At 62.0% G+C, this 20,368-nt stretch carries 16 protein-coding genes; 15 read left to right on the top strand and 1 reads right to left on the bottom strand.

Annotated features, from left to right (window positions below):
- Positions 1–27: 27 nt before the first annotated feature.
- From metZ to GOW72_RS07890, 5 genes are all read left to right on the top strand, one after another.
- Positions 28–1,218: an O-succinylhomoserine sulfhydrylase gene (metZ, locus tag GOW72_RS07910; RefSeq protein WP_170366458.1), complete on the top strand. Its 1,191-nt coding sequence runs from the start codon at positions 28–30 to the stop codon at positions 1,216–1,218.
- A 192-nt stretch (positions 1,219–1,410) separates the two neighbouring features.
- The gene (folE2, locus tag GOW72_RS07905; RefSeq protein WP_170363134.1) at positions 1,411–2,514 is read left to right on the top strand and encodes a GTP cyclohydrolase FolE2; all 1,104 of its coding nucleotides are present in this window, start codon (positions 1,411–1,413) and stop codon (positions 2,512–2,514) included.
- A 277-nt stretch (positions 2,515–2,791) separates the two neighbouring features.
- A complete protein-coding gene (locus tag GOW72_RS07900; protein WP_170366456.1) occupies positions 2,792–3,400 on the top strand; it encodes a hypothetical protein in 609 nt (202 codons plus the stop codon).
- A 52-nt stretch (positions 3,401–3,452) separates the two neighbouring features.
- Positions 3,453–4,901, top strand: a complete 1,449-nt coding sequence (locus GOW72_RS07895; RefSeq protein WP_170366454.1) for a TrkH family potassium uptake protein — start codon at positions 3,453–3,455, stop codon at positions 4,899–4,901.
- Positions 4,901–6,481: a thiamine pyrophosphate-binding protein gene (locus GOW72_RS07890; RefSeq protein WP_170366452.1), complete on the top strand. Its 1,581-nt coding sequence runs from the start codon at positions 4,901–4,903 to the stop codon at positions 6,479–6,481. Before GOW72_RS07895 ends, GOW72_RS07890 begins: the two co-directional genes overlap by 1 nt.
- A gap of 54 nt (positions 6,482–6,535) precedes the next feature.
- On the opposite strand, the gene GOW72_RS07885 is transcribed toward GOW72_RS07890, so the two are convergent.
- Entirely contained in the window at positions 6,536–8,281 is a 1,746-nt protein-coding gene (locus GOW72_RS07885; RefSeq protein ID WP_170366450.1) for a trypsin-like peptidase domain-containing protein, read from the bottom strand.
- Positions 8,282–8,487: 206 nt separating this feature from the next.
- On the opposite strand from GOW72_RS07885, the gene GOW72_RS07880 reads away from it, so the two are divergent.
- The 10 genes from GOW72_RS07880 (at position 8,488) to folP (ending at position 20,368) form a co-directional block, all read left to right on the top strand.
- Positions 8,488–9,417, top strand: a complete 930-nt coding sequence (locus GOW72_RS07880; protein ID WP_093962505.1) for a glycine--tRNA ligase subunit alpha — start codon at positions 8,488–8,490, stop codon at positions 9,415–9,417.
- A gap of 31 nt (positions 9,418–9,448) precedes the next feature.
- Positions 9,449–9,973, top strand: coding sequence for a DUF6446 family protein (locus tag GOW72_RS07875; RefSeq protein WP_170363140.1), 525 nt, complete (start codon positions 9,449–9,451; stop codon positions 9,971–9,973).
- 9 nt (positions 9,974–9,982) lie between these two features.
- Positions 9,983–11,194 (top strand): sodium/glutamate symporter, encoded by a 1,212-nt coding sequence (gene gltS / locus GOW72_RS07870; protein WP_170366447.1) that lies wholly within the window; start codon positions 9,983–9,985, stop codon positions 11,192–11,194.
- Between the two features lie 9 nt (positions 11,195–11,203).
- Positions 11,204–13,438, top strand: coding sequence for a glycine--tRNA ligase subunit beta (gene glyS / locus GOW72_RS07865; protein ID WP_170366446.1), 2,235 nt, complete (start codon positions 11,204–11,206; stop codon positions 13,436–13,438).
- Positions 13,439–13,504: 66 nt separating this feature from the next.
- Positions 13,505–16,066, top strand: coding sequence for a putative PEP-binding protein (locus tag GOW72_RS07860; RefSeq protein ID WP_170366444.1), 2,562 nt, complete (start codon positions 13,505–13,507; stop codon positions 16,064–16,066).
- 35 nt (positions 16,067–16,101) lie between these two features.
- Positions 16,102–16,230, top strand: coding sequence for a hypothetical protein (locus GOW72_RS19030; protein ID WP_280525646.1), 129 nt, complete (start codon positions 16,102–16,104; stop codon positions 16,228–16,230).
- A 22-nt stretch (positions 16,231–16,252) separates the two neighbouring features.
- Positions 16,253–16,894, top strand: coding sequence for a cell wall hydrolase (locus GOW72_RS07855; protein ID WP_170337909.1), 642 nt, complete (start codon positions 16,253–16,255; stop codon positions 16,892–16,894).
- 79 nt (positions 16,895–16,973) lie between these two features.
- A complete protein-coding gene (locus GOW72_RS07850; protein WP_170366442.1) occupies positions 16,974–18,350 on the top strand; it encodes a multicopper oxidase family protein in 1,377 nt (458 codons plus the stop codon).
- Between the two features lie 102 nt (positions 18,351–18,452).
- Positions 18,453–19,373: a dihydroneopterin aldolase gene (locus tag GOW72_RS07845; protein ID WP_170366440.1), complete on the top strand. Its 921-nt coding sequence runs from the start codon at positions 18,453–18,455 to the stop codon at positions 19,371–19,373.
- Positions 19,370–20,368, top strand: a complete 999-nt coding sequence (gene folP / locus GOW72_RS07840) for a dihydropteroate synthase (protein ID WP_170366438.1) — start codon at positions 19,370–19,372, stop codon at positions 20,366–20,368. The genes GOW72_RS07845 and folP overlap by 4 nt, the downstream gene beginning before the upstream one ends.

Raw genomic sequence — 20,368 nt, 5'->3', positions numbered from 1 at the left:
CGGGTTTCGGGGCCGAAAGGTAAAGACATGAGCGAAAGCTGGAACAAACGCACCCAAGCCGTCCACGGCGGTATCCGTCGCAGCCAGTACAACGAAGTCAGCGAGGCGATTTTCCTGACGCAGGGGTTCGTCTACGACACCGCCGAGCAGGCCGAAGCTCGGTTCATCGAGACTGGCCCGGACGAGTTCATCTATGCCCGTTATGGCAACCCGACGGTTGCGATGTTCGAACAGCGCATCGCTGCGCTTGAGGGGGCCGAGGATGGTTTTGCGACGGCGTCCGGTATGGCGGCCGTGAACGGGGCGCTGACCTCGATGCTGAAGGCGGGCGATCACGTGGTTTCGGCCAAGGCCCTGTTCGGGTCGTGCCTGTACATTCTGGAGAATATCCTGACCCGCTATGGTGTCGAGGTGACCTTTGTCGACGGTACGGACATGGACCAATGGAAGGCCGCGATCCGGCCCGACACCAAGGCCGTGTTCTTCGAATCCATGTCGAACCCCACGCTCGAAGTCATCGACATTCGCGCGGTGGCAGAACTGGCCCATGCGGTGGGGGCCACAGTGATCGTCGACAACGTGTTCTCGACCCCGGTGTTCTCGCAAGCGATCGCGCAGGGCGCGGATGTGGTGGTTTACTCGGCCACCAAGCATATCGACGGGCAGGGACGCGCGCTGGGCGGCGTGATCCTGGGCGCCAAGGAGTTCATTCGCGGAACGGTCGAGCCGTACCTCAAACACACGGGCGGCGCACTCAGCCCGTTCAACGCCTGGATCATGCTCAAGGGGCTGGAAACGTTGGCCCTGCGAGTCAATGCCCAGGCCGAGACGGCGCAGAAACTGGCCGACGCGCTGGAAGGCCATGAGACGCTGGAGCGGATCATGTATCCGGGCCTGAAATCTCATGCTCAGAACGCTCTGGTGCAGAGCCAACTGGGGGGCAAGGGCGGTACGGTCCTGTCGCTGGACATCAAGGGGGGTAAGGACGCGGCCTTCCGGTTCCTTAACGCGCTGACGATCCCGGTAATTTCGAACAATCTGGGCGATGCCAAGTCCATCGCAACCCATCCGGCAACGACCACGCACCAGCGGTTGAGCGATGCGCAGAAAGACGAATTGGGCATCACGCTCGGTTTGATCCGCTTTTCTGTCGGACTCGAAGATGCCGACGATCTGCTGGAGGATATCCGGCAGGCATTGTCGGCTGCTGCGGTGTGACGGCGGACACGCGCCGTTGAACACATCGGCAACCGCGCAATGTCGCCCGGGTAAAAGGGCGCAATCCGTTCGGAAATGGCGGTTTTGCGATGGTTTTTTCGATCCGGGCTGCTATCTGACCCGTATTGGGTTACACTGCGGTTTCCGCCGCAGTCAGAGATAGCCTGACGACACACCGAGGATACGCAGCCAATGAACATTCATTCGCGCGACATTGACGAAAAACCAGATCGGAACGAGGCCGCTGAGGCTCTCAAGGTTCTGCGGAAATGGGCAAAGGGCGCCAGCGAGGCCGAGATCAGCCAGCTTGATCCGGCGGTGGCCCGCCTGGTGCCCGGGTTGATTCCGGACAACTACCCTTCGATGTCACGTGAATACCCCGAAGACTTCAAAGTCGACGAAGCCTACAAATCTGCGTTGCCCGATCTCCAGAACGGCCCGTCCAGCCTGATCCGCGGTGCGAAACAGCAGATCCAGCATGTGGGCATCTCGAATTTCCGCCTGCCGATCCGATTTCACAGCAAGAACGGTCCGGACCTGACGCTGGAAACCTCGGTTACGGGCACCGTCAGCCTCGAAGCCGAGAAAAAGGGCATCAACATGTCCCGGATCATGCGGTCCTTCTACAAGCATGCCGAGCGTACGTTCAGTTTCGAGGTGATGGAATCTGCGCTGAGCGATTATCTAACCGACCTCGACAGTTTCGATGCAAGGCTTCAGATGCGCTTCTCCTATCCCGATCGGGTCAAAAGCCTGCGTTCGGGTCTTGAGGGATATCAGTATTACGACATCGCGCTTGAACTGGTCGAACAGGGCGGCGTGCGTCAGAAGATCATGCATCTCGACTATGTCTATTCTTCGACTTGCCCATGCTCGCTGGAACTCAGCGAACACGCCCGGTCGGTGCGCGGACAGCTTGCGACGCCGCATTCGCAGCGTTCCGTGGCGCGCATTTCGGTCGTGGTCGATTGTGACGCCGATTGCCTGTGGTTCGAGGATCTGATCGCCCTGTGCCGCCGCGCCGTCCCCACCGAAACCCAGGTGATGGTCAAGCGCGAAGACGAACAGGCCTTTGCTGAGCTGAACGCCGCCAACCCCATCTTTGTCGAAGACGCCGCGCGTCTGTTCTGTGCCGAGCTGCTGGCCGATCATCACGTCGGTGACTTCCGCGTCATCGCCAGCCATCAGGAAAGTCTGCACAGCCACGATGCGGTGTCGATTCTGACCGAGGGGCCGACATTTGCATCCACCAGCTTGGACCCGCGCCTGTTCACGACGCTGTTCCACGTCGGCTGACCCAAAAAACGCCGCGAAAACCGGCGTATATTGGGCGGTAGGCGCCTTTTTGCCGCAATGCAGCGGAAAATGCTGCATGCGCGCGATTATTTGCATACATTGAAGATGAATGCAGCTGTGGCGCGCCATGTCAGTTGTGGCGCACCACCCCGAAAGGAAGCCGGGACGTGTTACGCCTTGGACTGCAATACACCTTCGTCCGTCCGCGCGATCGGAACGGCAAGGGCTTTTCTACCTCGGAAATCGGGCTGCTTCATTGCTACAGGAGAGACTTGGAATGAATCCCATTGCCCAACAGCTTGAGCTGCAGGCCGCCGCCGTGCGTCTGGCCGGCTATGCCGTGACCAGCCAGATGAAAATGATGCAGGCATTTGCTCAAACCGTGTTCCCCATGCCGGTTGCGTCGGTCACCGAACCAACGAAGCCGGCCGTGAAGTCGGCCAAGAAACCGGTGGCGCGAACCACGGCCAAACCCGCCGCGAAGAAGGCGAAACCTGTGGTCCGGGCCAAGGCCAAGACGGTCGCAAAGCCGGCTCCGAAGCCGAAGGCACCCGCAAAAGCCGCACCGAAACCGGTCACGAAGGCCACAGCCAAGCCCAAAACGCCGCCTGCAACGGCTCAAAAACCGCCGCAGCCCGTCGCAACGGCCACTCCTGCACAGCGCGTCACTCCGGTCGCATCGGAGAAACCCGCAACGGCCGTGACGCCCAAGGCCAAGCCCACCGAGGCAAAACCTGCGGCTTCAACCGAAGAAGCCAAGGCCAAAAAGCCCGTAGCGGCTGCAACAACCAAACCCGCCGAGGCACCGAAACCGGCCACGCGCCGCACGCGTGCGCCGTCCAAGCCACCGGCCATGCCGCCCGTGGCTGAAAAAATGGACGACTGATCACAGATCATCTGCTTGACACTTTCGGGCCGGCGCGCCAACGCTGCCCGTCATGATGGATCTTCGCCCGGTCGGATATGTGATTGGCTTGCTGGTCGCCATACTTGGGGCGACCATGCTGTTGCCGATGCTTGCGGACATCATCGAGAGTCGGGGCGAGTGGAACGTTTTCTTTGAAAGCGGTGTCATCACGATCCTGACCGGCGTGGTTCTGGCCATGAGCTGCTCGAACGGTGTGGGCGAGGGGCTGACCATCCGTCAGACCTTTTTGCTGACCACTGGCGTCTGGGTCGCGCTGCCGCTGTTCGGGGCAATCCCCTTCGTGTTCGGTGAGACCGAGCTTCGATTTGTCGATGCCTATTTCGAAGCCATGTCCGGGCTGACCACCACCGGGTCGACCGTAATCTCCGGGTTGGATGATCTGCCGCGTGGCCTGCTTTTGTGGCGCGGTTTGCTGCAATGGCTGGGCGGGATCGGCATCATTGTCGTGGCCATGGTTTTCCTGCCCGAGCTCAAGGTCGGCGGAATGCAGATCTTCCGCTCGGAAGGGTTTGAAACCATGGGGAAAATCCTTCCTCGCGCGCAAGAGATCGCGGGCCAGATTTCGCTGATCTATGTATTCCTGACCGTAGCCTGCGCCCTGGTTTATGCCGGCTTGGGAATGAACTTTTTCGACGCGGTCGTTCATGCGTTCACAACCATGTCCACCGGAGGGTTCTCGAACTATGACGCCTCGTTCGGTACGTTCTCGGGGCCCGCGGAATACGCCGCGTCCATATTCATGATCCTGGCTGCGCTGCCGTTCGTGCGGTATGTGCAATTCGTCAACGGCCGGACAGGCTCGATCCTGGAAGACAGCCAGATCAGGGCCTTTCTGGCCACGATCGCCGTTCTGGTGGCGATCATGGCTGTCTTTCTTACATCGGTCTTTCCGCACCACTGGGAACAGGCGGTGCGCGAGTCGTTGTTCAACATCACCTCGATCATTTCCGGCACCGGCTACGCCAGTGTCGATTACATGACCTGGGGCAGTTTTCCGATCATGATGTTCTTCATGATCGGCCTGATCGGCGGTTGCGCCGGTTCTACGGCCTGCTCCATCAAGATCTTCCGCTATCAATTGCTGATTGCTTCCATCAAGGCTCAGATCAGTCGGATCCGGTCGCCGCACGGAGTGTTCGTGCCCAAATATGATGGCCGCGCCATCAGCCGCGATGTCCTGACATCGGTCATGAGCTTTTTCATGTTCTTCGCGCTGTCGCTGGGGGCGCTGTCCTGGGCGCTGGCGCTGACTGGTCTGGATTTCATCACAGCGGTATCCGGTGCAGCGACGGCGCTTGCAAATGTCGGCCCCGGTTTGGGTGATCAGATCGGCCCCGCAGGGAATTTTGCCGGGCTGAACGACACGGCCAAGTGGTTGTTGACCTTCGGAATGCTGACCGGCCGGCTGGAGCTGATGGCCGTGTATGTCCTGTTCACCATTCGGTTCTGGAGAGGCTGATGAAAAGACCATTGGGCGCCCAAATCTCGCACATGCTCAAGGATCGGGGGGTCGAAGTCATTTTCGGCATTCCCGGTGTGCACAATCAGGAAATGTACCGTGGAATCGAAGAAGCGGGCATTACTCATGTGCTGGCGCGGCATGAGCAGGGCGCGGGCTTCATGGCTGACGGTTATGCACGGGCGACGGGCAAGCCCGGCGTGGCCTACGTGATCACCGGTCCTGGCCTGTGCAACGTCATGACGCCGATGGGGCAGGGCTATACCGACTCGGTTCCGATGCTGGTTCTGTCCTCCTGTCTGAGCGAAACGCAGGCACAGCGCGGCCAGTTGCACCAGATGAAAGACCAGCGCGCGGCCGCTGAATGCGTGACCGACTGGTCCTGCCAGGCAAACGACGCGCAATCAGCCTATGGCCTGATCGAACGCGCCTTTGAGGAGTTCGCGCTGAAACGTCCGCGCCCCAAGCATATTCAGGTCCCGATCGCGCAGTTGGAGGCCGAGGCCGACCCCGCTCCTTTTCCGAACCAGGACGCGGTGCGGGTCAAGGCTCTGGCGCCGGACATTGCGCCGGTTCTGTCGCTGCTGAACATCGCACGGCGGCCGCTGTTCATATTTGGTGGTGGGTCGAGGTCTAACCTGTGGCGCCAGATTCTGTCTCAGCTCGGTGCGGCCTGTTTCACCACTTATGCGGGGCGTGGGTTGGTCGGCACCGGCTATACCCTGGATTTCGGCGCGACCTTGCCGCGACCCGGCAGTGCCGAGGTGATTGGGTCGGCCGATCTGGTCATCGCGGTCGGTACCGAATTGGGTGAGGTCGACCTTTGGCGCGACCGGTTGGGCCACAAGGCGACCTTGGTGCGGGTTGACCTCGACCCCGAGGTTCTGGCCGACCGGCACCGGGCGGCGGTCAAGCTGCAGGCCGACGGCGAAAGTTTTGCCCATTCACTGTGGTCCGCGACCCAAGACTGCAAGCCGGCCACCGGCTGGTCGCCGGAAGAGGTGGCCGAAGCCCGAGCGCGCTGGCGCGCCGAGGTCGACGCGGAAAGACCGGGTATCGTGCCGGTTGCCGACGCCTTGCGTGCAGCGATGCCCGCCGACACCATGATCTATTCCGACATGACCCAGTTCGCATATGTCGCGAAAGAAGTCTGGGACATGGCGCGCCCATACCACTGGCACCACCCGACCGGGTTCGGCACTCTGGGCTATGCACTGCCGGCCGGGATCGGCGGCGCGGTTGCGCGGCGCGGAAAGCCAACTGCCGTGATCGCGGGTGACTACGGGTTCCACTATACGATGCAGGAACTGGGTGCGGCGGTCGAGCTGGGGTTGTCGCTGCCCATCATCCTTTGGGACAACGGCAAGCTGAAAGAGATCGAGGACAGCATGGTCGGCAGCCAAATTGCTCCGAACGCGGTTGTCGCGCGCAACCCTGATTTCTGCAAGCTGGCCGAGGCTTTCGGTGCGCGGTCGGCCGCTCCAAACTCGCTACCTGAAATGCAGGCTGCCGTTCGCGCGGCCTTTGACGCGCCCGTGCCGACCCTTGTGCACGTCACGCCCGATATCTTGAAGGGATGAAAAAAGGCGCCGCAATGTCCTGCGGCGCCTTCAAATTCTGTTCGTGACTTTCGGTCAACCCCAGCAGTTCACCAGCACGGTCATGCCAGTCGCGCGGCGGTTCAACTCGTCGGGCGAAACCTGGCCGGTTTCCTGCGCTGTCTGAGCCGTTGCCCCGGCCTTTGACAGGATCTCGTGAAGGCGGTCGGCCGCGGCAGCCAGGCTGACATCGCGGGGCAGGGTGCGCCCCTCGGTCCGCGCAGGCAGCAGCATTCCGACCACGTTGCCGTGATCATCGAATACCGGGCCGCCGGCGTCTCCGGGTTGTGCGGTCAGGCTCAGGCGGGTCACACCGGCCTCTCCGTTCAGCCCGCGGATATCGGCGATCTTGCCGTAGGTCAGGGTCGGAGCCCCCAAAGCGCCCCCATATGAGTATCCCGCGACGGCCACTTCAGATTGCAGGCGAGGCTGGGCTTCGTTCAAGGCCGCAACGGCCATCGGTGCCAGCGTCTTGTTGGGGCGCAGGACTGCCACGCCCAGTTCGGGATCGCTCCACGCGGTTTGCAGTTCCTGACCGTCCTCAAGGGTGACGCGGGTGCAGTTCTGCACAGCCTCGGCCACGGTCAGGACCAGACCGTTGGGATCGGCAAAAAAGCCTGACCGAGACAACCGTGGTTTTCTGAGTTGGAGACCGGACATCAAGTCGATGCTTTGCTCGGCATTGGCGCCAGCCCCAGCATCAAGAACACCATCGGTGGTTTCAAAGCTGGCGGTCATTGCCGCCAGAACCCGGACGCGGCGTGCGTCATCGCCTTCGGGCCAGACAAGGGTGAAGCCTTTGATCTTGCCGTCGCTCAGATTGGCTTGTGTATAGGATACGATCCCGTTGCCACGGCCTTCGATGGTAAACCTGTCGCCACGCAGCTCACGCGGGCCGTTCAGCGGCACGATCTCAAGCGATTGCATCGCCTCGAACAGCGCGCGCAAAGTGGTTTTGCTGCCCTCTTGGCTAATCAATACGACCCGTGCGTCTAGATCTCCGCTGGAATTGAAATGCGCGAACGGCGCCTCGTATCGGTCGAAGGAAATCACTCCAAGCGGCAGATCGACGGAAATCCCGGCGCGATCATCGACGTGGCGGGCCATGCCGACGCTGATCAGCGGGGCATTGTAGTCATCCATCAAAGCCTTGCGCTGTGCCGTCGTCAGGACACCGGTCGGTTCAAAGCCGTTGAACCGCTGCCATTCCGCCATCGACCGGCGTGTACCTTGGCCGAATGCCCCGTCAATGGTCGAACTGTAGAACCCGGCAGCCTGCAATGCGGTTTGCAGGTCTTTTCGTTCCTGTCCGCTCAGCAGCCGCTCGGACTGCAGGGCCTGTGATCTCGTCTCGTCCGAAGGTTGCGGTGTCAGACCGGCCTGAGGCTGCTCTGGCTGCGGCTCGGGCTGAACGGGCGCTGTGATTGCCCCGCGGTTCAGGACATTGGCGCCGATTGGCCAGAACTGCTGCCCGAGGGCGCCTGAAAATGTGATGAAACTGTCTGAGGGGATCTGCCGTTCGGCCCGGTAGACGCGCAGCACCTGCTCGGCGTCGGCCCGCAGATAGGGGCCGATCACTATGGCGTACCAGCCGCTGTTCAGGCGGAACCCGTTCACGTCGGGCAGGGCATTGGCATAGACTTGCGCCCGGTCCTGTGCCTCGCGCAGCGATGGCTGCGCTTCGACCTGAACCCAGACGCCTGCGTCAGCCCCCTGTTGAGCATACGCAGCGCGCATGCCGACTGTAATCAGTAAAAGAATTGCAACGAATATGCGTGTCATTTTCTGCCCGTTTTATGCGGTGTTTTGGCTTTGCCTCAACTTACGCGATTCAGGGGTGAAAACGCTATGCCCACGATACGGGGAATTTCTGGTGTGGCGGCACAGTGACAGCAGGTGGACATTGGCCCGTTGACGCCCCTTTGCCCCTTGCATAGGAAGGGCAAAACCGACCGGAACCGGGCAAATCCGCGCCCAAAGGGAATGTCATGACCGAACCGTCCAGCGCACCACGTTCATTTCAGGAAATCATCCTGCGGCTTCAGAACTACTGGGCCTCGAAGGGCTGTGCCATCCTGCAGCCATACGACATGGAGGTCGGTGCCGGTACGTTCCACCCTGCAACCACCCTGCGGGCTTTGGGGTCCAAACCCTGGGCTGCGGCCTACGTTCAACCGTCGCGCCGTCCGACCGATGGGCGCTATGGCGAGAACCCCAACCGCTTGCAGCATTACTATCAGTACCAGGTGCTGATCAAACCCAGCCCTCCGGACCTGCAAGAGCTGTATCTGGGCAGCCTTCAGGCCATCGGCATCGACATGGACCTGCACGACATCCGTTTCGTCGAGGATGACTGGGAAAGCCCCACCCTGGGCGCATGGGGCCTGGGCTGGGAGGTCTGGTGCGACGGCATGGAAGTCAGCCAGTTTACCTATTTCCAGCAGGTCGGCGGCCATGACTGCGCGCCGGTCTCGGGCGAGCTGACATATGGTCTGGAACGGCTGGCGATGTATGTTCTGGGCATCGACCACGTAATGGACATGCCCTTCAACGACCCGCAATCGCCCAGCCCGCTGACATATGGCGACATCTTCAAGCAAACCGAAGAGGAATACGCCCGTTGGAACTTTGATGTGGCCAACACCGAGGTTTTGCTGCGCCACTTCGAAGAGGCCGAGGAAGAATGCGCCGCGATCCTGAGCCAGGAAAACGTTGACCCCAAAACGGGCAAGCGGATCATCATGGCGCATCCTGCTTATGACCAGTGCATCAAGGCCAGCCATATCTTCAACCTCCTGGACGCGCGCGGCGTGATTTCGGTGACCGAGCGGCAGGCCTATATCGGGCGGGTGCGCGCGCTAGCGAAGCAATGCGCCGATGCCTTCGTGCAGACCGAGGCCGCAGGTTTTGAGGCCTGATGGCTCGTCGCACCCCACAGGAGGATCGCGCATGACCGGGAAAATGCTGGCAATTCTGTTGGTCGCTTGCGCCGTCATTGCTGGCGTCAGCATGTATTACCTGCAGGTCTACGGCTACTACTACGAGGTCGAACCCTCACCCGGTCAGGATGTTGTTCTGACCGAAACCGCGACCGGCCAACCGGTGCCAATTGCCTACAGCGCGTTTCAGGCGATCGACGCCGACAGCTCTCCGATCCGGTATCGGGCTTGTTTCCAGACAGATCTGAAGCCGGAACAGCTGGCCGTCCGCTACATGAGCGGCGAAAAGGCCGAGCCGCTGACGGCCCCAGGTTGGTTCGACTGCTATGATGCGGCTACTCTGGCCGAGGCGTTGGCGAACGGATCCGCCCGCGCTTTCATAGGGGTCAAGAATATCCACTACGGCGTTGATCGGATCGTCGCGGTGACGCAGGACGGCTCGGGCTTTGCCTGGCATGCCCTGAACAACTGCGGCGAAAAGGCCTATGACGGAACGGTTGTCGGCGAAGAGTGCCCGCCCCGACCGGAAAACTGAGTGGGCGGGATGGGGTTCATCGTTGAAATCCCCGGATTTCTGACGGCAACGCTGGGCTTTGCCGTCTACCTGATGGGCGCCGAGATCAACGCCCGCACAGAGGTTCTGCGCCGATTCAACATTCCCGAACCCGTAACCGGAGGTCTGTTGGCCTCGTTGGTGGTTCTGACGCTGTATCTGCTGTTCGGTATGGAGCTGGAGTTCGACCTGACCGCGCGGGATTTCCTGCTGGTGCTGTTCTTTGTCGGGATCGGCCTGAATGCCCGGCTGTCCGATCTGATCGCGGGCGGAAAGCCTCTGGTGCTGCTGCTGATCCTGACGTTGCTGACGATCGTGGCGCAGAACCTGATCGGCGCGGCGGGGGCGGCGGCCTTCGGCTATCCGGCGCAGTCCGGCGTTCTGTTCGGGTCGGCCGCCCTGATCGGCGGCCACGGCACCGCCATCGCCTGGGCGCCCGAGGTTGCGCAGGTCACCGGGCTTGAGGGAGCGACTGAACTGGGGGTGGCCGTGGCGACCCTGGGCCTGGTTCTGGCCGCGCTGGTTGGTGGCCCTATCGCGCGCCTGTTGATCGAAGGGCGCGACCTGTCGCCAAACCGGCCGGACGAAGAACACACGATCGGCGTGCCCGACGAGCCGTCAGACGCGGCCGCGAAGATCGACCACCTGACGGTGATGCGGGTGCTGCTGTACCTGAACATGGCCATCATCGCGGGCTATGCTCTGTCCGAGGTGATCCTGGCCGCGGGTTTGAAACTGCCGCTGTTCGTGCCCTGCCTGATCATGGGTATCGTGATCGGCAACATGCGCCCGCTGCTGGCCCCGCGCGCCGCGCCGGTGTCGCGCACGCCGTCGCTGGCGCTGATCTCGGAATTCGCGCTGGGCGCGTTTCTGGCCATGTCGCTGATGAGCCTGCAACTGTGGACCATCGCCGATCTGGGCCTGTCCATCGTGGTGATCATGACGGCGCAGACGTTGTTTGCGGTGGCCTTCGTGATCTGGGTTCTGTTTCCGGTCATGGGCGCCAACTACCGTGCGGCCGTGCTGGCTGCGGGGTTCGGCGGCTTCGCGCTGGGCGCGACACCGACCGCAATTGCCAATATGACCGCCGTAACCAAGCGATACGGGCCTTCGCCTATTGCCTTTATCGTGCTCCCCCTTGTATCCGCATTCTTCGTGGATATCGCCAATGCCATCGTCATCCAGACGATCGTCAATTTCTAAGGATCGAAAATGCCCGACCTGCTGATCGAACTGTTTTCCGAGGAAATCCCCGCGCGCATGCAGACCCGCGCCGGCGAGGATCTGAAAAAACGGATCACCGACGGTCTGGTCGAGGCCGGTCTGACCTATGCCCATGCGCACGCCCTGACCACGCCGCGCCGCCTGACGCTGGCGGTCGAGGGGCTGCTGGCGGAAAGCCCCACCATCCGCGAGGAGCGCAAGGGACCCAAGGTTGGCGCGCCCGAAAAAGCCATCGAAGGCTTCCTGCGGGGCGCAGGGATCAGCCGCGACCAGCTCGAGGAACGGGACACGCCCAAAGGTGCGGTCTATTTCGCCACCATCGAGAAACCGGGCCGCCCGGCGGCCGAGATCGTGGCCGAGGTTCTGGCCGACACGATCCGCAACTTCCCCTGGCCGAAATCCATGCGCTGGGGCAGCTCCTCCCTGCGCTGGGTGCGCCCTCTGCATTCGATCCTGTGCATCCTCAGCGATGAAGCCGGCGCGCAGGTCGTGCCGATGGAGATCGACGGGATCACCGCCGGTGACACCACCGAGGGCCATCGCTTCATGGCGCCGGGCCGGTTTGCCGTGACCGGGTTCGAGGATTACGCCGCCAAGCTGAAGCGCGCCTTCGTCGTGCTGTCGCCCGAGGAACGGGCCGAGCACATCTGGAACGACGCACAGAACATGGCCTTTGCCGCCGGTCTGGAGGTGGTCGAGGACAAGGGCCTGCTGGCCGAGGTGGCCGGGCTGGTCGAATGGCCGGTGGTGCTGATGGGGCAGATCGACGATGAATTCCTCGACCTGCCGCCCGAGGTACTGCAGACCTCGATGAAAGAGCACCAGAAATTCTTCTCGGTCCGCAACCCCGCAACGGGGCGGATTGAACGGTTCATCACCGTGGCCAACCGCGAGACCACCGACAATGGCGCGACCATCCTGGCTGGAAACCAGAAGGTGCTGTCGGCGCGTCTGGCCGATGCGAAGTTCTTTTGGGAGAACGACCTGCGCGTTGCCAAGGCAGACATCACGCAATGGACCCGTGCACTTGAAAACGTGACCTTCCACAACAAGCTGGGCACCCAGGCGCAGCGGATCGACCGCATTGCCGCGCTGGCCCGCGAACTGGCCACGGTCACGGGCGCCGACCCGGACCAGGCCGAGAAGGCCGCGCGGCTGGCCAAGGCCGATCTGAGTTCGGAGATGGTCTATGAATTCCCCGAACTTCAGGGGCTTATGGGGCGGTATTACATTGAGGCCGCTGGAGAAGACGCCGCCGTGGCCGCCGTGGCGCAGGAGCACTACTCGCCGCTGGGCCCGTCGGATGACGTGCCAACCGCGCCGCTCTCGGTGACCGTGGCGCTTGCCGACAAGCTGGACACGCTGACCGGGTTCTGGGCGATTGATGAAAAGCCGACCGGGTCGAAAGACCCGTTTGCGCTGCGCCGCGCGGCGTTGGGGGTGACCCGATTGATCCTGAACAATGATCTGCGAATGAATCTCAACCGTTTCTTCGACGCGCAACTGGTTCGGGCCGAAGCGGCTTCGAACGAGGCCTTGCACGACGAGCATGTCGCAGAGCTGTTGGATGAGATCGCCGATCACGGTGTTTTCGGAGCAGCGTTCCGCGCGGTGATGGAGAAGCTTGCGGGCGACGAGGCCGGGAAACACCAAGTGACGGATTTTCTGCATCTTGAACGGAAGGTGCCCGATACGTCCGAGGATCTTCTGACCTTCTTCCACGACCGCCTCAAGGTCTTCCTACGTGACGAGGGCATTCGCCACGACGTGATAGACGCCTGCATCGCGATGGACGGCAATGACGACCTCAACCTGCTGGTCAAGCGCGCCCGCGCGTTGAATGTGGTGATCGCGACCGAAGATGGCGAAAACCTGGTGCAGGGCTTCAAGCGCGCCAACAACATCCTGACCCAGGCCGAGGAGAAGGACGGGGTCGAATACTCGTTCGGTGCCGATCTGAAATTCGCCGAGACCGACAGCGAAAAGGCCCTGTTCGCCGCGCTGGATCAAGCTCAGGCCAAGATTGCACCGGCACTCAAGGCTGAGGATTTCCCGGCGGCGATGGCGGCCATGGCCGCGCTGCGCGGGCCGATCGACGCGTTCTTCGAGGACGTCCAGGTCAATTCCGACAATGCCGTGCTGCGCCGCAACCGCCTGAATCTGCTGAGCCAGATCCGCCAGATCTGCTCCAGCGTCGCGGACCTGACCAAGATCGAAGGCTGACCTTGTGGGCGCGCTCTGGCGCGCCCACAAGGCCCTTGCGCGGAAGGCTAGGGCGCTTATGCTGCGGTGAAACCAAAAGGTGCCGCAGTGCAGAATAATCCGCATACCACGCTCATCACTCCTGATGCTCCTGTCGCCGCCGACACGCATGGCGGCCGGGCGAAATGTCTGCAGCGCCTTGTGCGGTTGGACCTTCCCGTACCGCGTACGGTGGCTCTGTCCTTCGATCAGGTGCGGCGGATCGCTGACGGCGATATCCCGGCAATCGAAGCCATACTTGAACAGTTCGACGCATCGGCCTTGCTGTGCGTTCGCCCCAGTTCCGAGGACCCTGACTGGGGTGGCCCCGGCGCGGTTCTGAACATCGGGATGAACGATGCCCGTTTCGTGGAATTGTCCGACAAGATGGGTCCCGAGGCCGCTGCCGCACTGTATCTGCGGTTCGTCCAAAGTTATGCGATCCACGTTGCGCGACTGGACGCGGACGTTTTCGACGACATCGAAGCCGATGGTCGCGAAGGCCTGCGCCAGACCCTGCGCGCCTATGAGGACGAAACGGACGAAGCGTTCCCCCAGGACCGGGGCGAGCAGTTGCTGGCGGTCCTGCGCTCGATGGCGCGGGCGTGGGATGGTACGTCCGCCCGTCTGCTGCGGCAGGCCAAGGGCGCTCCGGCGGATGCCGGACTGGGCCTTGTCATTCAGGAGATGATCCCGGGCGTCGGTCAGGGCGAATGCGGATCGGGTGTGCTGCAGCTGGTGAATACCTCGACCGGCATGCCGCAGATCACAGGCCGCTACCTGAGCCAAAGCCAAGGGCGCGATGCGCTGGGCGAGGGGGTTGCGGCCCTCTACCTTGAAAAGGACCCGCGCGGGCAAGCGCTCGAGGATGTTGCGCCTCAGGCCTTTGCCGACCTCAAGGCCCATGCGGCGTTGATGCGGCGCAAATTGCGCGAAGAGATGCAGGTCGAATTCGTGATCGAAAACGGCAAGGTGCATATTCTGGACGGGGTCCGCGTTCAGCGCAGCGCCCGCGCCGCCATGCGGATCGCTGTTCGATTGGCCGAGGATGGCATCATCACCCCGCAGGAAGCCGTCATGCGGATCGACCCGCATTCTCTGAATGAGTTACTGCACCGTCAGGTGCATCCCGAGGCCAAGCGTGACGTGCTGACCACGGGTATCGGGGCCAGTCCCGGGGCGGCCACCGGCCGGATCGTGTTCACTTCGGCCGAGGCACAGGCCAGCGCCGCGCGCGGCGAGCCCTGCATTCTGGTGCGCCGTGAAACCTCGCCCGAGGATGTGCGCGGCATGCACGCCGCGGTCGCCGTACTGACCGAAAAGGGTGGCATGACCAGCCATGCGGCCGTGATCGGGCGCGGGCTGGGGCTGCCCTGTATCGTCGGCGCGTCCGAGATGCGGTTCCAGACCAAGAAAAAGCAGCTTACCGTTCCGGACGGCCGCGTTTTCACCACAGGCGACATTCTGACGATTGACGGAAGCTCGGGCCAGGTGTTGGCGGGCGAGCCGGCGATGCTCGAAGCTGCACTGGATGACTGTTTTCAAACCTTGATGAGCTGGGCCGACGCCGAGCGAGACATATCAATTCGTGCCAATGCCGACACTCCTGCCGACGCGCAGGCTGCGCGAAACTTCCAGGCGCAGGGGATTGGGTTGTGCCGAACCGAGCATATGTTTTTCGACCCCGGTCGTCTGATCGTGATGCGCGAGATGATTTTCGCTCAGACTTCATCGGGACGCGCGGCGGTTCTCGAGCGGTTGCTTCCGATGCAACGCGATGATTTTGTGCAGCTTTTCCGGATCATGGAAGGGCAGCCCGTCTGCATCCGACTGTTCGATCCGCCTCTGCACGAGTTTCTGCCGACCACGCGCAGCGGGCAGCGCGAACTGGCCGAAGCGCTGGACCTTCCGGTTTCGGATGTGGAGCGTCGGGTGGACGAAATGAGCGAGTACAACCCCATGCTGGGGTTGCGGGGCGTGCGCCTTGGTATCACGGTGCCCGAGATCTATGACATGCAAGCCCGCGCGATCTTCGAGGCGACGCTCGAAGCCAGCAAAAATGGCGCGCCGGTGGTGCCCGAGGTCATGATCCCGCTGGTTTCGGCCAAGCGCGAGGTCGAACTGATCAAGGCGCGGGTGGACACGGTTGCCGCAGCCGTCGCGACCGAGCGTGGTCAGGAGTTTGAATACCGGTTGGGTGTGATGGTCGAAACGCCCCGGGCCTGTTTGCGCGCCGAGGAAATCGCTCCTCATGCCTCGTTCCTGAGCTTCGGCACCAACGACCTGACACAGATGACCTATGGCCTATCGCGCGACGACGCGGGACGCTTCATGTCAGCCTATGTCCGGCAGGGGGTGTTCACCGAGGATCCGTTCCATGTTCTGGACGCCGATGGGGTCGGCGAACTGCTCAAGCTGGGCTCGGAGCGGGGGCGTACAGCTCGGCCCGATGTCACGCTTTCGGTCTGTGGTGAACATGGCGGCAACCCCGAATCAATCGCCCTTTGTCGGGATTTGAGGTTCGATTATGTGTCCTGTTCACCCTTCCGAGTCCCGGTCGCTCGGCTGGCTGCCGCTCAGTTGGCGATTTCGTCAAAACTTGGGGGTTGACAGGCCGTCAAAGCCCTAGGAATAGTGGTTTCGGGATGGACCTGTGGCTGATTAATTTTGGCCCCGCGGGCAAGATTTTTCTTGCTTTTTCCTCAGAACTGGACCTTTCGCGCCTTCTGCGTTATGACCCCGTCGCGCCCGCCGGGGGAGGGTATGGCGCGTGAAGTGCCTGTGCGAGGTTATCTGATGCTACGATATATACTGGCTGTTGCCATTGCGGCGGCAACCGTGATGCCGAGTGCGTCCGTTGCCGAGAGGGAAGCCACCGAAACTGCCAAGCGCGAACTGGTGTCGCGCAACGAGGTGCCGGGACAAAGCTTTCGCGACTATCTGAAGCTGTTCCAACCTAGGAAAGAGGTCCAACCGGTTGAGATTTCCTACACCAAGGCCTGGCTGGACCAACAGCCCAAAGCCAGCGGTGGCGAAGATCTGAAATGCTTGGCCGAGGCCCTGTATTTCGAAGCGCGCGGAGAGAGCGTGCGCGGCCAATTCGCGGTTGCCGAGGTGATTTTGAACCGGGTGGAAAGCACCCGTTTCCCGAACACCGTCTGCGGCGTGATCCGTCAGGGAACAGGCAAGAAATACCAGTGCCAGTTCACCTATACCTGTGACGGCCGCAAGGAAGTCATTCACGAGAAGAAAGCCTATGAGCGGGTGGCCAAAGTTGCCAAGGCGGCGATCGAGGGGGTCAGCGACCCGCTGACGTCGGGGGCCACGCATTACCACACCAAGGCGGTGCGCCCGTCGTGGTCGCGCGTTTACAAGGAAACTGCGCGTATCGGTGTGCATATCTTCTATCGCCACAACTACCGCACTGCGAGCAACTAGCGCGCATTGACGCACCCGCGCTGGAACGTTGATGGCGCGGGTGAAACCAAGGGCTATATTGCGGGCAAGGAGATCCGCAATGAATCTGAGCCGCCGAAGCCTTTTGAAATCTGCCGCCGCGCTTGCGGTGTTTCCAACGCTAGCGCGCTCCGCGCCGCTGACCCTGACTGCGCGCGAGGGCGCTCAGTTGATCGCCCCTCCGGGGTTTCCGGAAACCGAAATCTGGGGCTTTGATGGGTCGGTGCCAGGCAGCCAAATCCATCTGCAGCAAGGCGAGCGGGTTCAACGCCGCTTGGTGAACGAATTACCGCAAGCCACCTCGGTTCATTGGCACGGTATCCGCATCGACAACGTTATGGATGGCGTGCCGGGGCTTACTCAGGATGCGGTTCCAAGCGGCGCGACCTTCGACTATGATTTCATCGTGCCGGACGCCGGAACCTATTGGTATCATGCGCATAACAAGTCAGTCGAACAGGTGGCCCGTGGCCTGTATGGCCCTTTGATCGTGCACGAGTCCGAAGCGCCGGATGTGGAGCAGGATCTGGTGCTGATGCTCGATGACTGGCGACTTGATCCGGAAACGGCCCAGATTACCCAAGACTTCGACAACGGTCATGACCTCAGCCATGCTGGTCGGCTGGGAAACCTCACTACCGTCAATGGAGCATTCGACCCATCCTTTCCTGTTCAACAAAACCAACGCCTGCGTCTGAGGTTGGTCAACGCCGCGAATGCGCGTGTCTTCACCGTGGGCCTCGACGGAATGTCCGGATGGATCGTCGCGCTGGATGGAATGCCTTTGGCCGAGCCGATCCCGATTGAGGACACGTTCCCGCTGGCGCCGGCACAACGTGCGGATTTGTTGGTGGATGTGCTGGCTGCGGATGCGGAAACGGCCAGCCTGTTCAGTCAGGAACGTGACGGCGCCTTTGGTTTGGCCCGATTTTCTGTGGCAGGGCAGGCGGCTTCCGCTCCCCGGTCGGGAGTTCGGCCATTGCCGCCGAACCCGCTTCCGAAATTGACGGATCTCAACAACGTACCGCGGCATGAGATGAGGCTGCAGGGCGGTGCCATGCGCTGGCTTGAAAGCGCGCGGATTGGCGAGACCGAGCTCTCGGGCCGGGAACTGGCTCAGCTGGGGCGGTTCTGGGCGCTGAATGGCTACGCCGAGCGACCCGATGACCCGTTTCTTGACGCGCCCTTGGGAAGCGTTCACCGGATCGCCTTCGTGAACGAAACGGTATTCCCGCACGCGATGCACCTGCATGGTCACCACTTTCGGCTCATCTTGCCGGACGGAAGTCTTGGGCCATGGCGCGATACGGTTCTGGTCGAACGTGGCGAAACCCGCGAGATCGCGCTGGTCACCGATAACCCGGGCAACTGGCTGCTGCATTGCCATATGCTTGGACACGCCGCATCGGGTATGATGAGTTGGTACCGCGTCACCTGACGCCGCATTCGGCGGCTGGAATGGCGTTTGCTTGAATGCTATAGCCGCGCGGAACCACTAAATTGGGCAAACCTGTCCAAGCTGCCCGAAAAGGCCCGTGCCATGAGTACTGAAATCCGCCTTGCCTTTGCGCACCCGTCCGAACGGTCCGAGGCGACTGCGCCACGCGGGCCGCTGGATCGTATCTCGTTGCGCGACCACATTGTCGAGGTCGAGATCGGCGCCTTTCAGGCCGAACGGGGCACCACCCAGCGCATCTGTTTCAACATTGTGGTCGAAGTGCGTCCGCTGACCGAAAACATCGACGATGATGTCGATCGCATCCTGTCCTATGACCGGGTGACCGAGGCCATCGCCTATGAACTGGCAGCCGAGCGTCTGAACTTGCTCGAAACGCTGGCGGATCGAATAGCTGAGCGGATCTTGCTTGAACCTCAGGCGGTAAGAGCTTTTGTACGCATTGAAAAACTGGATCGCGGTCCGGGTGCTTTGGGCGTCGAAATCGTTCGTGGCAAGGATGCCGTCCATCACGATGTCATCGAAGAAGAGCGCCCACATCCCCGGCTGGTCTTTCTGTCGAACGCAGCGATTGAGTCCAAAAATTTGTCGGGCTGGATCGACCAGTTGGAAAACCGGCAGCGACCGCTGATTCTTTGCGTGGGCGCCTCCGATCTGCCGGTGCCGCAGACCGGCCATGCCATGACCCAGCGCCGGATCGACCTGCTAGCGATCGAGCAGAACGCTTGGGTGCTGGCCGCGCGTGATCATCGCTGCGTCGTCGTCTCGACCCGGACCGAACTGGACTGGGCCATGAAGAACGGTCAGATCTGTGTCTGGGCACCGTCCAAGATCGTGCTGGATGCGGTCGATGGGCCTTCGGCGGCGCCGTCCGATGCGGTGGCCTTGGCCGCCTGGTTCGCCGCCACCTTTGAGGCCAGCGAAATGCTGGTCATTGGCGGGGAACTGCCCGAGTCGCCCAAAACGCCGCTTCGGGCGGTTCCGGTGGAGCAGGCGCAACTGTGACCAGCTACTATCGCCCATTGGTGCAACACGGGCCTGCGCGCCCGGACGGGGCCTTGCTGCTGGCGGGGCAGGACCTGTGGTTCACCCATGCCGAATGTCTGCAGCGTGACGCGGCACCCCGGATTGTTGCGGCTGCCGATATCCCTGAAACGTGGCTGGACCGCCTGACGCAACCGCGCGCCGCGATTGCCGGACTGGATATGGCGCAGCCGCAGATCATGGGCATTCTGAACGCCACGCCCGACAGCTTTTCCGACGGTGGCAAGCACAACACCCCCGACGCCGCGTGTGAAGAAGCCCGGGAAATGGTCGCGCACGGTGCGACCATTCTGGACATCGGTGGTGAATCCACTCGCCCCGGTGCGGATTTTGTGCCCGAGGACGAAGAGATCGCCCGCACCCAGCCCTTGATCCGCGCGATCCGGGCTGAGACACCGGCGCTGATCTCGATCGACACGCGCAAATCCGCCGTGGCCAGGGCCGCAGTCGAGGCCGGGGCAGGGCTGATCAACGATGTTTCAGGCTTTACCTTCGATCCCGCGCTTGGGGCTTTCTGCGCTGAAATCAATGCGCCGGTCTGCGTTATGCACATGCAGGGCGACCCGGCCACGATGCAGGACAACCCGACCTATAACGACGTTCTGCTGGACGTCTACGATTTCCTGTCCGGGCAGGTGGCCCGGCTGGAAGGCCTCGGGCTGGATCGGGGCCGGATCATCGTTGATCCAGGCATCGGTTTCGGCAAGACCGAGGACCACAACCTGACCTTGCTGCGCAATCTCAGCCTGTTTCACGGGTTGGGTTGCCCGATCCTGCTGGGTGTGTCACGCAAGGGCTTCATCGGCCGGATCGGCGCGGAACCGCGCAAGGATGCCCGCGCGCCGGGATCAATCGCCGTTGCGTTGGCAGGATTGTCGCAAGGTGTGCAGATCATCCGGGTGCATGACGTGGCCGAGACCTCTCAGGCCTTGCGCCTGTGGGCCGCTGTCCGGTAA

The organism is Ruegeria arenilitoris (assembly GCF_013032855.1).
GTDB lineage: Bacteria > Pseudomonadota > Alphaproteobacteria > Rhodobacterales > Rhodobacteraceae > Ruegeria > Ruegeria arenilitoris.
Note: the sequence above shows the minus strand (reverse complement) of the source record. Positions and strands in the feature narration are given on the sequence as shown.

What these genes read in the sequence shown, in the direction of transcription:
- metZ (WP_170366458.1), top strand. Translation starts at nt 28, where the DNA reads ATGAGCGAAAGCTGGAACAAACGCACCCAAGCCGTCCACGGCGGTATC.
- folE2 (WP_170363134.1), top strand. Translation starts at nt 1,411, where the DNA reads ATGAACATTCATTCGCGCGACATTGACGAAAAACCAGATCGGAACGAG.
- GOW72_RS07900 (WP_170366456.1), top strand. Translation starts at nt 2,792, where the DNA reads ATGAATCCCATTGCCCAACAGCTTGAGCTGCAGGCCGCCGCCGTGCGT.
- GOW72_RS07895 (WP_170366454.1), top strand. Translation starts at nt 3,453, where the DNA reads ATGATGGATCTTCGCCCGGTCGGATATGTGATTGGCTTGCTGGTCGCC.
- GOW72_RS07890 (WP_170366452.1), top strand. Translation starts at nt 4,901, where the DNA reads ATGAAAAGACCATTGGGCGCCCAAATCTCGCACATGCTCAAGGATCGG.
- GOW72_RS07885 (WP_170366450.1), bottom strand. Translation starts at nt 8,281, where the DNA reads ATGACACGCATATTCGTTGCAATTCTTTTACTGATTACAGTCGGCATG.
- GOW72_RS07880 (WP_093962505.1), top strand. Translation starts at nt 8,488, where the DNA reads ATGACCGAACCGTCCAGCGCACCACGTTCATTTCAGGAAATCATCCTG.
- GOW72_RS07875 (WP_170363140.1), top strand. Translation starts at nt 9,449, where the DNA reads ATGACCGGGAAAATGCTGGCAATTCTGTTGGTCGCTTGCGCCGTCATT.
- gltS (WP_170366447.1), top strand. Translation starts at nt 9,983, where the DNA reads ATGGGGTTCATCGTTGAAATCCCCGGATTTCTGACGGCAACGCTGGGC.
- glyS (WP_170366446.1), top strand. Translation starts at nt 11,204, where the DNA reads ATGCCCGACCTGCTGATCGAACTGTTTTCCGAGGAAATCCCCGCGCGC.
- GOW72_RS19030 (WP_280525646.1), top strand. Translation starts at nt 16,102, where the DNA reads ATGGACCTGTGGCTGATTAATTTTGGCCCCGCGGGCAAGATTTTTCTT.
- GOW72_RS07855 (WP_170337909.1), top strand. Translation starts at nt 16,253, where the DNA reads ATGCTACGATATATACTGGCTGTTGCCATTGCGGCGGCAACCGTGATG.
- GOW72_RS07850 (WP_170366442.1), top strand. Translation starts at nt 16,974, where the DNA reads ATGAATCTGAGCCGCCGAAGCCTTTTGAAATCTGCCGCCGCGCTTGCG.
- GOW72_RS07845 (WP_170366440.1), top strand. Translation starts at nt 18,453, where the DNA reads ATGAGTACTGAAATCCGCCTTGCCTTTGCGCACCCGTCCGAACGGTCC.